The 12,060-nt window shown below is 34.8% G+C and carries 12 protein-coding genes; 10 read left to right on the top strand and 2 right to left on the bottom strand.

Translation table 11 applies throughout. The features are described from left to right. Window positions 1-164: 164 nt before the first annotated feature. From ptsP to KTQ83_RS09575, 3 genes are read left to right on the top strand one after another with little or no spacing between them, the layout of a single operon-like run. Window positions 165-1,868 carry a phosphoenolpyruvate--protein phosphotransferase gene (gene ptsP / locus KTQ83_RS09565; RefSeq protein ID WP_217256653.1) on the top strand — a complete coding sequence of 568 codons (1,704 nt, stop codon included), beginning with the start codon at window positions 165-167 and terminating at the stop codon, window positions 1,866-1,868. 48 nt (window positions 1,869-1,916) lie between these two features. Continuing rightward, on the top strand, window positions 1,917-3,656 hold the full coding sequence (locus tag KTQ83_RS09570) for an ABC transporter ATP-binding protein (RefSeq protein ID WP_217256654.1): 1,740 nt from the start codon (window positions 1,917-1,919) through the stop codon (window positions 3,654-3,656). After that, window positions 3,637-5,400 carry an ABC transporter ATP-binding protein gene (locus KTQ83_RS09575; RefSeq protein WP_217256655.1) on the top strand — a complete coding sequence of 588 codons (1,764 nt, stop codon included), beginning with the start codon at window positions 3,637-3,639 and terminating at the stop codon, window positions 5,398-5,400. The genes KTQ83_RS09570 and KTQ83_RS09575 overlap by 20 nt, the downstream gene beginning before the upstream one ends. Before the next feature lie 14 nt (window positions 5,401-5,414). Here the strand turns inward: KTQ83_RS09575 and KTQ83_RS12740 are convergent, their stop codons facing one another. Further along, on the bottom strand, window positions 5,415-5,609 hold the full coding sequence (locus KTQ83_RS12740) for a hypothetical protein (protein WP_186998790.1): 195 nt from the start codon (window positions 5,607-5,609) through the stop codon (window positions 5,415-5,417). Continuing rightward, the gene (locus tag KTQ83_RS09585) at window positions 5,590-5,847 is read right to left on the bottom strand and encodes an N-acetylmuramoyl-L-alanine amidase family protein (RefSeq protein WP_186998759.1); all 258 of its coding nucleotides are present in this window, start codon (window positions 5,845-5,847) and stop codon (window positions 5,590-5,592) included. Before KTQ83_RS09585 ends, KTQ83_RS12740 begins: the two co-directional genes overlap by 20 nt. A 208-nt stretch (window positions 5,848-6,055) precedes the next feature. Between KTQ83_RS09585 and KTQ83_RS09590 the strand changes: the two genes are divergently transcribed. The 7 genes from KTQ83_RS09590 to KTQ83_RS09620 all read left to right on the top strand — a co-directional run bounded on the left by KTQ83_RS09590 (window position 6,056) and on the right by KTQ83_RS09620 (window position 10,974). Next, window positions 6,056-6,571 carry an ECF transporter S component gene (locus KTQ83_RS09590; RefSeq protein WP_117572765.1) on the top strand — a complete coding sequence of 172 codons (516 nt, stop codon included), beginning with the start codon at window positions 6,056-6,058 and terminating at the stop codon, window positions 6,569-6,571. Beyond that, the gene (locus tag KTQ83_RS09595; protein WP_217256656.1) at window positions 6,568-7,281 is read left to right on the top strand and encodes an amidohydrolase family protein; all 714 of its coding nucleotides are present in this window, start codon (window positions 6,568-6,570) and stop codon (window positions 7,279-7,281) included. The genes KTQ83_RS09590 and KTQ83_RS09595 overlap by 4 nt, the downstream gene beginning before the upstream one ends. 362 nt (window positions 7,282-7,643) lie before the next feature. Further along, entirely contained in the window at window positions 7,644-8,018 is a 375-nt protein-coding gene (locus KTQ83_RS09600; protein ID WP_244975831.1) for an ArsR/SmtB family transcription factor, read from the top strand. 90 nt (window positions 8,019-8,108) lie between these two features. Next, window positions 8,109-9,122: a permease gene (locus KTQ83_RS09605; protein ID WP_217256657.1), complete on the top strand. Its 1,014-nt coding sequence runs from the start codon at window positions 8,109-8,111 to the stop codon at window positions 9,120-9,122. Between the two features lie 15 nt (window positions 9,123-9,137). Beyond that, entirely contained in the window at window positions 9,138-9,530 is a 393-nt protein-coding gene (locus KTQ83_RS09610; RefSeq protein ID WP_117925659.1) for a thioredoxin family protein, read from the top strand. Continuing rightward, a complete protein-coding gene (arsB, locus tag KTQ83_RS09615) occupies window positions 9,530-10,576 on the top strand; it encodes an ACR3 family arsenite efflux transporter (protein WP_217256658.1) in 1,047 nt (348 codons plus the stop codon). The genes KTQ83_RS09610 and arsB overlap by 1 nt, the downstream gene beginning before the upstream one ends. Then, window positions 10,573-10,974 carry an arsenate reductase ArsC gene (locus tag KTQ83_RS09620; protein WP_186998764.1) on the top strand — a complete coding sequence of 134 codons (402 nt, stop codon included), beginning with the start codon at window positions 10,573-10,575 and terminating at the stop codon, window positions 10,972-10,974. Before arsB ends, KTQ83_RS09620 begins: the two co-directional genes overlap by 4 nt. Window positions 10,975-12,060 lie beyond the last annotated feature (1,086 nt).

The raw sequence follows: 12,060 nt of genomic DNA on the forward strand, positions 1-12,060 counted from the left end.
AACTCACATTGGTAAGCCGTATGCCTTAATAGGGCACGTATGGTTTGATAAGGGGCGGCAGAATTTAAACTCTGCCGCCTACTTTCTTGTATCTTTGAAAAAAAAGTGTTAAAATTTTATCTGTAGATGAAAGCGTTTTTCGCTTGTTTTAGGAGGAATTTATCATGTTAAAAGGGATAGCAGCAAGTGCTGGTGTATCTGTAGCTAAAGTTTACAAATTGGAAACACCAAAAGTTGTTATTGAAAAAAAAGCAGGAGTAGCTGAAGAAGAAGTTAAAAAATTCGAAGATGCTCTAGAAAAAACTAAAAAAGATATCGAAGGAGTAAAAGAAAGAGCAGCTAAACGTTTAAGTGACGAAGAATTAGCTGTATTTGATGCTCACTTAATGATGGCTGGTGACCCTGAATTAGCTGGTCAAATTAAAGCCATGATCGAAAATGATGGCGTTAATGCTGAATATGCGACTGAACAAGTAGCTAATCAAATGGTTGAAATGTTCGAAAGCATGGATAATGATTATTTCCGTGAAAGAGCAGCTGACATCAAAGACGTTACTTTCCGTTTAAAATGTAACTTATTAGGATTAACAATTCCTGATTTAACAAGCATTGCAGAAGATTCAATCATCGTTGCTCACGACTTGACTCCAAGCGATACAGCTCAGTTAAATGAATTTGTTAAGGGTTTCGCTACTGAAATCGGTGGTAAAACATCTCACTCAGCTATCATGGCTAACTCATTGGAAATCCCTGCAGTTGTAGGATGCCCTGGTGTATGTGATGCATGTAAGACTGGTGATACTTTGGCATTAGATGCATTAGATGGTGTTGTTGAAATCAATCCTGATGAAGCAACAATTACTAAATATGAAGCTAAGGCTGAAGCATTCTTAAAAGAAAAAGAAGAATTAAAAGTATTGAAAAACGAAAAATCAGTAACTAAAGATGGACACGAAGTTGAACTTGCTGGTAACATCGGTGGATTCAAAGATGTTGAAGGTGTATTGACTAATGGTGGTGAAGGTGTCGGATTGTTCCGTACAGAATTCTTGTACATGGATTCAGATCACTTCCCAACAGAAGACGAACAATTTGAAGCATACAAACAAGTATTAGAAGGTATGCAAGGTAAAAAAGTTGTTGTACGTACATTAGACATTGGTGGAGATAAACACTTATCTTACTATGAGTTCCCACAAGAAATGAACCCATTCTTAGGATATCGTGCAATCCGTCTTTGCTTAAAAGAAACAGATATCTTCAAAACTCAATTACGTGCATTATGCCGTGCATCTGTATACGGAAGACTTTGCATTATGTTCCCAATGATTGCTACAGTTAAAGAATTCCGTGATGCGAAAGCAATTTTTGAAGAAGTTAAGGCTGAATTAGTCGCTGAAGGTGTTGCAGTTAGTGACAGCATTGAAGTAGGTATGATGGTTGAAATTCCTGCTGCTGCAGTTCTTGCTGATCAATTTGCTAAATATGCAGACTTCTTCTCAATTGGTACAAATGACTTGATCCAATACTCTATGGCTGCTGACCGTATGTCTGAACACGTTTCATACTTGTATCAACCATACAACCCAAGTGTATTACGTTTAGTTGCTAACACAATCAAAGGTGCTCACGAACATGGTAAATGGGTTGGAATGTGTGGAGCTATGGCTGGTGAACCACATGCAGTTCCAATTCTTTTAGGTTTAGGTCTTGACGAATTCTCAATGAGTGCTACTCAAATTTTAAAGGCTCGTAAGGTTGTTAAATCTTTAAGCTATGAAGAAATGCAAGGATTAGCTCAAGAATGCTTAAATAAAGACACTGCTGATGAAGTTTTAGAAACAGTTAAAACTAAATTAGGTGAATAATTAATTCGGGGGTTCTATTGAACCCCTTTTATTTTGTAGGGGGAATTTATGAAGCTTATATGGAAATATTTAATGAAATATAAAAAATGGTTCTTGTTGGATTTTATAAGCGTATTTGGCTTTGCCCTTGTTGAACTTGGAATTCCAACTATCATTTCAGATATGATTGATCATGGTATTGAAACACAAGATACAACTTATTTATATAGTCGTTTTGTATTGATGGCATTCATTAGTGTGATTGGTGTAAGTGGGGTTGTGCTACTTGGCTATTGCTGCTCAAAAATATCGACAAATATTACGCGTGATATTCGTAATGACGTTTTTGAACATGCACAAGCATTCTCGGCTGCTGAAATGGAAAAATTTGGTGTATCCAGTATGATTACACGTACAAATAATGATGCCTATCAAATTATGTTATTTTTAAATGTGATTTTAAAATCTGCATTATTAACACCGGTTATGATGTGTGTTTCGGTTATGTTAATTTTAAAAATCTCTTTAGAACTATCTTATGTAGTCTTAGCTACGATTCCTGTTGTTATTTTGGGCGTGATCATTGTTGCCAAAGTAAGTGAACCATTGAGTGAGAATCAACAAAAGTCGATTGACCACATTAATCAAATTTTGCGTGAAAATATTACTGGAATTCGCGTTATTCGTTCTTTTAATAAACAAGAGTATGAAAAGAAACGTTTCTCTAATGAAAATGATTTCTATCGAGATCAAAGTGCAAAATTATTTAAATTGATGTCTTGTACAGAACCATCTTTTTTCTTTTTGATGAATATCGCTACAGTCATTGTATATTATTTAAGTTGTACTTTATTAAATACAAATGCCATCACTTTAGGAAATGTAGTGGCCTTTGTAGAATACTTATTCCATGTTATGATGTCTGTATTGATTTTCTGTATGGTGTTTATGATGTATCCTAGAGCGAATGTATCGGCTAAGCGTATTCTGGAGGTTTTAGATACAAAACCAAGTATTGTCAATGATGAAAATTCTATTCAATTGGAATCTATTCAAACATTGAGTTTTAAAGATGTTACGTTCTCGTATCCAAATGGAGAAGAGGCCGTTTTAAAAAATATTGATTTTGTATGTCAAAAAGGTCAAAAGATCGCCGTGATTGGAAGTACAGGATCTGGTAAGAGTACATTAGTAAAATTAATGAATCGATTTTATGATGTAAGTCGTGGATCGATTGAAATCAATGGTGTTGATATTCGTAAATATAATTTAGAGAGTTTACGTGCCCAAATTGGATACGTTGCACAAAAGGCACATATGTTTAAGGGAAGTATTCAATCGAATATTTGTTTTGGTAAGCCTGAGGCTAGTGTTGAAGAGATGGTTCATGCAGCAACGGTTGCGCAAGCTAGCGATTTTATTTCGACAAGAGAGCATGGGTATGAAGATGAAATTGCAGAGGATGGAACGAATATTTCGGGTGGTCAGAAACAAAGGTTATCGATTGCTCGTGTTATCTTAAAAAAGCCATCCCTTTATATTTATGATGATAGTTTTAGTGCTTTAGATTTTAAAACGGATGCAACATTAAGAAAGGCATTGAAACCTGAAGTAAAGAATGCGATTTTCTTTGTGGTTGCCCAAAGAATTTCTACCATCATGGATTCGGATATGATCATTGTTTTGGATGAAGGTCAGATTATTGGAATGGGAACACATGCACAATTGTTAAAGGATTGTAGTGTGTATCAAGAGATTGCTCATTCACAATTAACACAAAAGGAGTTGGATGATTATGAAAGAAACTAAGAAAATGAAGTTTACTGAATGTCTATCTCATCTGTTTGTGTTTATAAAGCCATATCGCTTTAAATTGTTATTTGGAATTTTAATGGTTATTACAGCCCAAGTGACTTTTGCCTTAAATCCGACTGTTGAAGGTATGATCACCACGCAATTAGCTGCAGATATTTCAGCGCATCAACCAATTCAGGTAGATAAAGTTGTACATATCTTATGTATCTTATTTTCCATCTATATTGTGAAGACAATATCTCAATTTTTAATGGCTGTTTTTATGACCGACGCGATTCAGAAGACGATGTTTGATGTGCGCAATGCGATTGAGAATAAAATTCATCATTTACCTGTATCTTATTTTGATCAAGAAAAAACGGGAGAGTTATTATCACGAATCACAAATGATGTGGATACATTATCGAATGCGTTGCAACAAACTTTATCACGAGTAATTTCAGCTATATGTACATTCACTTTTGTGCTATTCATGATGTTAAGAATCAATGTACTAATGACGTGTATCATTTTAGTGGCATTACCTGTTATTGCGCTCTTATCAAAATTTGTCGTTAAGAAATCACAGCCTCTATTTGATGATCAACAAAATACATTAGCCGATTTGAATGGTACCATCAATGAATTGTATGATGGATATAGTGAGATTCTTTCTTATAATCAACAAGAACATGCTTTAGAAAGATTTCAAAAAGATAATGAAAGAATGCGTGTATCTAGCTTTAAGGCGCAGTTTGTATCAAGTTTGATCAATCCATTATGTTCTTTGATTACCTATTTAAGTATTGGTTGTGCAAGCCTTGTTGGTTGTCTTCAAGTATTAAATGGAACTATCGCATTAGGGCAACTACAAGCATTTATTCGTTATATTTGGCAAATCAACGATCCAATTTCTCAAATATCTCAATTATCAAGTGCAGTACAATCTGCCTTTAGTGCCATGTCTCGTTTATTCACTTTCTTAAATCAACCAATTGAAGAGGATGTTATATCCAAATGTCAAATTGATGAAGTTCGCACTATTGAATTTGATCATGTACAATTTGGATATGATGATAATCTATTAATGAAGGATGTTAATATTGATGTACATCAAGGTCAAACCATCGCTATTGTAGGTCCTACAGGAGCAGGTAAGACAACATTGACAAACTTATTACTACGTTTTTATGATGTAAAGGGTGGAAGTATTAAAATTAATGGTATTGATATTCGAGAATTGTCATATCATGAATTAAGAAAATTATTTGCGTTAGTTCTACAAGATACGTGGTTGTTTGAGGGAAGTATTGAACAAAATATTGCGTATGGAAATGAGAAGGCGTTAAAGAATGAAATTGTAGAAGCCGCAAAACAAGCCAATGTCCATCACTTTATACGTACTTTAACCGATGGCTATGATACTTTGATCAATGAAGAGGGAAGTAATGTGAGTCAAGGGGAAAAACAATTATTAACGATTGCACGAGCTCTATTAAAAAATCCGGAAGTCTTGATTTTAGATGAAGCTACGAGTAGTGTAGATACAAGACTTGAAAGACGTCTTCAAGGTGCAATGGATCGAGTTATGGAAAATCGTACTTGTTTTGTGATTGCACACCGTTTATCTACTATTATCAATGCAGACAAGATTCTTGTGCTTGAACATGGGGATATTGTTGAACATGGTAGTCATGAAGAATTGTTAAATAAGAATGGAGTTTATGCTAGATTGTATAATGCTCAGTTCGCAAAGTAAAAGTCTGATTTAGTTCAGACTTTTTTGATGCCCTTGGCAATGACATACAATGGTGTTTCGTTTGTGTCCAATAGTCCTCGATTGATTGAATAATCGAGTTTATCGAGTTGTTTAAGAATGGAGTTGAACAATTTCACCGTATTCTTATTGTTGAAATCACAATAGATTTCATATCCATTGGCTTCATATTCACTTGAGTTTACATGTATGGATACAAAGAGATCGGCATTCTTTTTCTTTGGCTAAATCACAACGCGTTTGTAAATTTTCTTTATTATCATTTGACCATGAAACAGAGTCACTTGTACGTGTATATACAACTTTATAGCCATATGATTTCAGTTGTTTTCCAACAAGTAATGCGATATCTAAATTGATATCTTTTTCATAATCGCCATAGTTGCTTTCAGCTCCTACATCATATCCTCCATGAACGGCATCGATCATAATGGTTTGTTTTGTGCTTTTGGCAGAAACGGTAATATCGTTATGTAAGTAGAAGTGTTATGAATAATTTTTTCATGTGTTTATGAAAGCATGTAATCCTTAAATGTTTCTTAAATTACTGTCCCTTAAAACTAAGTTAAAACTGTACATTTTAAAGAATACAGCGAAATGATAATATAGGGACAAGTTTTAAAAAGGAGAAATGATTATGACAAATGAAACGACAAAAAGAATCGCAAAAACAGCTTTAATGATCGCATTGATCTTTGTATGTACATTCACAATTAAACTTCCAAATCCTGCAACTGGTGGATATACACATATGGGAGATTGTATGGCATTTCTTGCGGTGCTAGTTTTAGGTAAAAAAGACGGGGCTTTAGCTGCAGGCTTAGGAGCCGCATTAAGTGATTTATTGACTGGAGCCATGATTTGGGTGCTTCCTACATTTATCTTTAAATTCATTATGGGATATATTATGGGTGTTGTACTTGAAAAGGGAAACAATGAAAAATTAGATTGGATTGTTGGAGCTAGCCTTGGTGGTTTGTTTCAATGTTTCGCTTATACACTATTTAAGATTCCTTTATTTACAGCAGCAGTCGCCTTTGCGTCTGTACCTAGACTTTTAGCTCAAACGATTATGGGACTTGTTATTTATGCGATTGTTGCCAATATCTTAGCCAAATCTAAAGTGCTATCTTTACAAGGAGTTGTCGCATGAAAAAAATCGATGCACATGCACATTTAGGCTACATCGGTGGATGGGCCAATGTAAAAATGGATGCCGATGAATTGATTTCATTGATGGATACATATGAAATTGAAACGACAATGATTTGTGTTTTGGATAATGAAGAAGCATATAAGGCTATGCAGAAATATCCAGGTCGTATTGAAGGGTGTGTCTATGTGAATCCTTTAGAGCCAAATTGTTTAGATTTGATTGATAAATATGTAAAGCTTGGTTTTAAAGCCATTAAGCTTCAGCCGTTACGCCATGCGTATTGTGCGGATAGTGAAATTGTAGATCCTGTATTAGATAAAGCTGAAGAATATGGAATTCCTGTTTGTATACATTCGGGGCATCCTCCTTATTCACTTCCTTGGCAAATTGGATTACTTGCTGAAAGACATCCAAATTGTAAAGTACTAATGATTCATATGGGACATGGTCATGGAGTTTATATTGATGCAGCATTAAAAATGGCTCGACGGTATCCAAATATTTACTTGGAAATGTCGGGTATGCCTATGCATACAAAAATTAAAGAAGCGTATGATACGGTTGGCCATGATCGTATCCTATTTGGAACGGATGCTCCTTTCCATCATCCTACAGTTGAGATGCAAAAAGTATTAATGTGTGGTGTTGATGAACAGGGCTTAGAAGATATTTTCTATAACAACGCAAAGAAATTTTTTGATGTATAGACAAAACTAGTAACGGGTAAACCTCATCAATTTACCCGCTTTTTTTCTTTTTTTATATGAAACTTATGTGATGCCTCTCCAAAACTAACAACTTCCGTTGTTAGTCTTTTTTATGTCCATTTGCTCGTTTTTCTTAAACTAAGAGTTTCTTTTAGAAAAGTGAAACAGTGATTTAACACGTCTCCCTTAAACTAAGAGCTTCCATAGGTAAACAAAGAGCTGAACAGGTAGGAAGAAAAATCCTATTTGTTCAGCTTTTGTGTTTATAAAAGTTCTAAGAAGAATCGAATTACTATTCCATATCAGGTGACTTTTTCTAAGTTACGGAAGGTTTTTTTTTCATAGAAAATTTATAGTTCGATATGTTGACAAGTGTGAATGTATGGGATAGACTAAGTATAGTTTTACAGGAAGGAATGGATACTATGAGTTATAAAGAAGATGTTCGTATGATTAAGGCTTTGGCAGATGAAAACAGACTTCGTATTTTGGAATGTTTGCATCATGGAGAAAAATGTGCCTGTGTTATACTTGAAGAGTTATCCATTACCCAATCAACTCTTTCTCATCATATGAAATTGCTTTGCGACTGTGGACTTGTCGATTCTAGAAAAGATGGGCGATGGATGCACTACTCAATTTCAGAGGAAGGGAAAAACCGTTTTAAGGATATGTTTTCTCATTATGTTGAAACCATTGATTCAGATGGTGGATGCAACTGCGATAAGTGCGAATAATATATACATTAGGCAATCAGGTAAGATTGCCTTTCTCTTAAACGAAAACATTGATATATGTAAAACTATAAAACTAATAGGAGGCTAGATATGCAATTTTTGACTACGATTTGGATATTCATACAAGATCAAATTTTAGGAATGAAATGGCTTAGTTTATTGATTGGAGAGTTCTTATACTCTATTGGTCTTGATACATCCGGGAAGATTGGAGGCAGTGTTCAGTTTTTTATCTATGATGTGATAAAAATTGTTTTCTTGCTTTGTGTGCTGATTTTTATCATTAGTTATATTCAGAGTTATTTTCCGCCAGAAAGAACTAAACGAATACTTGGAAGATTTCATGGAATTGGTGCAAACATCTTAGCAGCATTACTAGGAACAGTTACTCCCTTTTGTTCTTGTTCTTCCATTCCTCTTTTTATTGGATTTACAAGTGCTGGATTACCAATAGTAGTTACATTCAGTTTCCTTATTTCATCTCCAATGGTAGACATTGGGTCGCTGGTGCTATTGATGAGTATCTTTGGAACGAAAGTGGCAGTAGTTTATGTGTTGCTCGGTCTTGTGATTGCAGTTGCAGGCGGAACACTTATCGAAAAACTTCACCTTGAAAATCAGGTAGAAGAATTTATAAGAAATGCAAAGCAAATCGATATTCCATTGGAAGAACTAACGGTTATAGACAGAATGAAATATGCGTGGGAGCAGGTTGTTGAAACATTTAAAAAAGTCTTCCCATATATTCTTGTTGGTGTTGGAATAGGAGCCTTTATTCACAACTGGATACCAGAAGATATCATAGTGAGATTTCTTGGTACTGGTAATCCATTTGGTGTCATTATTGCTACAATTGCAGGGGTTCCGATGTATGCAGATATCTTTGGATGTATTCCTATTGCAGAAGCACTGCTTGCTAAAGGTGCAAGATTGGGCGTTGTGTTGTCATTTATGATGGGAGTAACCACACTGTCTCTTCCATCCATGATTATGCTGAAAAAGGCAATCAAACCAAAACTCTTAGGTCTGTTCATTGGAATTTGTACCGTAGGAATTATTATTGTTGGTTATGCATTTAATGCATTTCAATATTTACTTATTTAACAGGAGGAAAAGATTATGTCATTATTTGGATTAGGAAAGAAAAAAGAAGAAGTTAAGATAGAGCCAGCTTGTGCTTGCAATGGAGAAGTAGCTACTTATGAAGCATCATCATGTTGCTGTGGCAATCAAAAGGTAAATAACTGTTGTGGTGGAGATAATAAGCTTACAAGCATTAAGGTGCTTGGTGCTGGGTGTAAAAGCTGTCATGATCAGTATGAAAATGTTAAAAAGGCCATTGAAGAACTAGGGTTAGAAATTGAAGTAGAATATATCACAGATATGGAAAAGGTTATGGCTTACGGTGTTATGAGTATGCCTGCCATTGTTGTGAATGAAACAGTTGCTTCAATGGGTAAGGTATTAAAGAGCTGTGAAGTAATTAAGCTGCTTGGAAAGATGGGATTTTAATGGCAAAGAAAAAGAGTGAAGGAATTAATTTTTTCCAAAAGTATCTTACAATCTGGGTATTTATATGTATGGTAGTCGGAGTAATCATTGGTAAGCTTTTACCGGCCATACCTAATGCACTCGGTAGTCTTGAAATATCTGGGATTTCTATTCCGATTGCAATACTTATCTGGATTATGATTTATCCAATGATGCTTAAAGTGGATTTTCAGAGTATTAAACAAGTGGGAAAGAATCCCAAAGGGCTTTTCATTACATGGATTACAAATTGGCTAATAAAACCATTTACCATGTATGGAATTGCATCATTGTTCTTGTTTACAGTATTTAAAGGATTTATTGCACCAGAACTTGCTACTCAGTATCTTGCAGGAGCAGTGCTTCTTGGAGCAGCACCATGTACAGCAATGGTATTTGTATGGAGTACTCTTACAAAAGGAAATCCTGCTTATACTGTGGTACAGGTAGCAACGAACGATTTAATCATACTGATTGCATTTGTGCCAATTGTAAAATTTTTGCTTGGAGTATCAAATGTATCAGTACCCTATGGAACATTGTTTATCAGTGTGATTCTGTTTGTGGTGATTCCACTTGTTGGGGGTGTATTAACAAGAATAGTTGTAGTTAAAAATAAAGGAATAGGGTATTTTGAAAACACTTTTGTTCATAAGTTTGATAACGCAACTACAGTTGGCTTGCTTCTTACTTTGGTTTTAATATTTGCATCACAAACAGAGGTTATCTTATCAAATCCTTTGCACATAGTGTTGATAGCAGTACCGCTCACGGTTCAGACTGTTCTTATTTTCTTTATTGCTTATTCAGCATCAAAGATATTTGGATTGTCACATGATATAGCAGCACCGGCAGGAATGATAGGGGCATCAAACTTCTTTGAGTTAGCTGTAGCCGTAGCTATTGCATTATTTGGTACAACGAGTCCGGCTGCACTTGCAACAACGGTAGGTGTATTAACAGAAGTTCCTGTTATGCTTGCGCTTGTAAAGGTTGCCAATAGTACAAGAGGATGGTTTAAGAAATGATAGATGGAAGAAAAAAGGTAGCATTTATCTGTGTTCACAATTCCTGTAGAAGTCAGATTGCCGAGGCACTTGGGAAACATCTAGCATCGGATGTGTTTGAAAGCTATTCTGCCGGGACAGAAACAAAGCCACAAATCAATCAGGATGCTGTTCGTATAATGAAAAAACTCTATGGAATTGATATGGAAACAAATGGTCAATACAGCAAGTTAATTACAGATATCCCAGACGTAGACATCGTAATTTCAATGGGATGTAATGTTGGATGTCCTTTTATCGGTAGACCTTTTGATGATAACTGGGGACTAGATGACCCTACAGGAAAAGATGATGTGGATTTTATTAAAGTGATTCGTGAAATTGAAGAAAGAATTATTAAATTGAAGAATAGTTTATAATCATTAGCACCTTGCAGCAATACAGGGGGTTTTTGTCATTTTTAGAAAATTTACATGGTGGAAATATGCCAGGATTGAATTTATCAACCAAATGGTTTGTAATATATAAAGTTAAGGTGCGATTAGACATGGAGGAATATAACTTGGAAGTTACAGAATTAAGTTAATCGTGCCATCTTGAGGATGGAAAAGTGTATAAAAATTAGATAATGACTAAATTGAAACTGCTTTTTTAGTCTAATCCTAGACTATGTTACCCGTTTTTAGTTTTACCGTTTCAAGTGAGTATTATCCGTTCTTACTTTAACGATTTGTGCTCTGTCTCGCTAAATGCACGGCTTAGTTTCTATATGCATGTTATAGTTTAACGATGACATTTGATGTATAGACAAAACTAGTAACGGGTAAAGCTTAACGGCTTTCCCTTTTTTTCGTTTCTTTTATGAAACTTAGGCGTGCGCTTTTATCTCCTTTTCGCATTGAATGGTTTCTTTATGTGAAACTATAAAATGTATTTAGAAATCTATTCCGATAAAAGTGCTCAAAATCGTTAAACTAAGACTGGGTAACTTAGTCTAAAACTAGTCTAAGAATGTTTTAACTAAGCACACTGTCTCTCCAAAACTAACAACTTCCATTGTTGGTCTTTTTTTATGTCCGTTTGCTCGTTTTTCTTAAACTAAGAGCTTCTTTTAGAAAAGTGATTTAGTGAAATGACCACATTTTCCTTAAACTAACAACTTCTTTTACAAAACGCATACAGTGAGTTGGCACTAAAACGGTTAAACTAAGAATCACGTTTACAAATTGGTAATATGATGGTGTTACAAATTTTTTGTATGAAAACTAAACACGATATATTTCCTCTCTACAAACCACTTATATTTTGTGTTAGAATAAATTAATAAATCGGGATTTATCAGAAAATGAGGAATAGTTGAAATGGAGGCGCTATAATAACATGAAGATTGAAGGGAACCAGAAAGAACGGAATGCGATGGTAGAATTTCATAAGGGAAACCGTGTCGAGGTGATGTTAGCATATAAATAGGACTAGTCAAAAAGAGAAAATTTACACCAGTGGTA

Source organism: Holdemanella porci, from assembly GCF_019052655.1.
GTDB classification, from domain to species: Bacteria; Bacillota_I; Bacilli_A; order Erysipelotrichales; family Erysipelotrichaceae; genus Holdemanella; species Holdemanella hominis.

Coding starts and splice junctions, on each gene's coding strand:
- ptsP (WP_217256653.1), top strand. CDS start 165: ATGTTAAAAGGGATAGCAGCAAGTGCTGGTGTATCTGTAGCTAAAGTT.
- KTQ83_RS09570 (WP_217256654.1), top strand. CDS start 1,917: ATGAAGCTTATATGGAAATATTTAATGAAATATAAAAAATGGTTCTTG.
- KTQ83_RS09575 (WP_217256655.1), top strand. CDS start 3,637: ATGATTATGAAAGAAACTAAGAAAATGAAGTTTACTGAATGTCTATCT.
- KTQ83_RS09585 (WP_186998759.1), bottom strand. CDS start 5,847: ATGATCGATGCCGTTCATGGAGGATATGATGTAGGAGCTGAAAGCAAC.
- KTQ83_RS09590 (WP_117572765.1), top strand. CDS start 6,056: ATGACAAATGAAACGACAAAAAGAATCGCAAAAACAGCTTTAATGATC.
- KTQ83_RS09595 (WP_217256656.1), top strand. CDS start 6,568: ATGAAAAAAATCGATGCACATGCACATTTAGGCTACATCGGTGGATGG.
- KTQ83_RS09600 (WP_244975831.1), top strand. CDS start 7,644: ATGTTGACAAGTGTGAATGTATGGGATAGACTAAGTATAGTTTTACAG.
- KTQ83_RS09605 (WP_217256657.1), top strand. CDS start 8,109: ATGCAATTTTTGACTACGATTTGGATATTCATACAAGATCAAATTTTA.
- KTQ83_RS09610 (WP_117925659.1), top strand. CDS start 9,138: ATGTCATTATTTGGATTAGGAAAGAAAAAAGAAGAAGTTAAGATAGAG.
- arsB (WP_217256658.1), top strand. CDS start 9,530: ATGGCAAAGAAAAAGAGTGAAGGAATTAATTTTTTCCAAAAGTATCTT.
- KTQ83_RS09620 (WP_186998764.1), top strand. CDS start 10,573: ATGATAGATGGAAGAAAAAAGGTAGCATTTATCTGTGTTCACAATTCC.